The sequence below is a fragment of the Neorhizobium puerariae genome (assembly GCF_042429745.1).
GTDB classification, from domain to species: domain Bacteria; phylum Pseudomonadota; class Alphaproteobacteria; order Rhizobiales; family Rhizobiaceae; genus Neorhizobium; species Neorhizobium puerariae.
In genome coordinates this window covers 1-1,471 of the sequence record NZ_JBHMAA010000047.1, presented here as the reverse complement: position 1 = coordinate 1,471, position 1,471 = coordinate 1, and the positions used below count along the sequence as shown (strand labels likewise).

Here is a 1,471-nt window from a genome sequence, read left to right as displayed (position 1 = left end):
GAAGGAGATGGCATGAAAGAGGCCGCGCCCGCTGAGAGAACGGATCACTGAGATGCAGATGATGATCGAGGGACAGTCACACTTCCAGCCTTTCGGCTTACCTTATTGGGGTTTTGCAGATCTCAACAAGGGAGTTGGAAGCATGACTGCCTCTTATGAATACCATATCGGCGTCGACTACCACAAATCCTATAGCCACCTGGTGGTGCAGGATTCGGCTGGCAAGACGCTGCGCTCTGGCCGGGTGAAGAACGATCGCCAGTCGCTAGGTGGATTTCTGGAACGATACCGCGAGAACTCGCATGCGGTAGTCGAGGCGACCCGCAACTGGATGGTGATGTACGACTGGCTCGACGACATTTGTGATGATGTCGTTCTCGCACATCCGTTGAAGGTGAAGGCGATCGCCGATGCGAAGATCAAGACGGACAAGATCGATGCGACGGTGCTGGCGCATCTTCTTCGGGCCGATCTCGTGCCGGAGGCCTGGGCACCGAGCGACAAGGCCCGAGAACTGCGCATCGCCCTTCGCGAACGGATGTTCTACGTGCGGCTGCGCACGATGGTGAAGAACCGCATCGTCACGGTGTTTGATCGTTATCCCGAACAGACGGCGCAGTTGAAGCAGCTCGGCGACCTGTTCGGCAAGGCCGGCCGCGTCCAGCTGGCGCAGGTGAAGGTCTCAGAAATCGACCGCATCCAGATCGATCGTGGTCTCGCCTTCATCGGCGACATCGATGGGCGCATCAAACAGTCGGAGGCAACGATCCGGACGATGACCAGGGCCAATGCCAATGTGAGGCTGTTGAAGACGATCCCCGGCATCGGCGAGTTTTTTGCAAGGCTGATCGATGCGGAGATCGATGATATAAACCGGTTCCGCAACCCGAAGAAGCTCGCCGCCTATGCCGGGCTTGTACCCACGACCTATTCCTCCGGCGGCAAGACCTTCCACGGCAAGATCGTCCGGCAAGGCAACAAGTGGCTGCGCTGGGCCTTCGTCGAGGCGGTCGCCCCCGCCATCGCCAGCGATGCTCAACTTCGTGCCCAATACGAGCACCTGAAGTTGAGAGGCGTAAACAAGGCGCGTGTTGCCATCGCGCGCAAGCTTTTAACAATCGCCTTCCAGATCCTGCGTGATCAGCGTGCCTACGAGCCGCGCGGCACCAGCACCACGCAAGGCGCGATGATATCCCGGCTGTCCTGATGACGGTCTAGCGAGCCCGGCAGCGCCGGACTGCGCTCTTGAAGGAGAATGGGAAGCCGGGAGCCGAACGCCATTCTGTGACCGAAGCCATGTGCATCAGGTCACGCATTGGAGACTGGTTCGAGAACCGAAGGGCAGAACAAACCTGTCCAGCGGACGGAGAAGATTTAGCCGATCGGCGAAAATGCCGGTCAATAACCAACCGAACCCAAGGAAAAGCCGCCAGTTGGACGCGTTTTGCCCCTTGTGTTCTTTCATTGGAGA

Annotated in this window: 1 protein-coding gene; it reads left to right on the top strand. The window is 58.5% G+C overall.

The window, feature by feature from the left end; genetic code table 11:
* Nucleotides 1–142: 142 nt before the first annotated feature.
* The gene (locus ACFFP0_RS29720; protein WP_377265837.1) at nt 143–1,207 is read left to right on the top strand and encodes an IS110 family RNA-guided transposase; all 1,065 of its coding nucleotides are present in this window, start codon (nt 143–145) and stop codon (nt 1,205–1,207) included.
* Nucleotides 1,208–1,471: the final 264 nt, after the last annotated feature.

What these genes read in the sequence shown, in the direction of transcription:
- ACFFP0_RS29720 (WP_377265837.1), top strand. Translation starts at nt 143, where the DNA reads ATGACTGCCTCTTATGAATACCATATCGGCGTCGACTACCACAAATCC.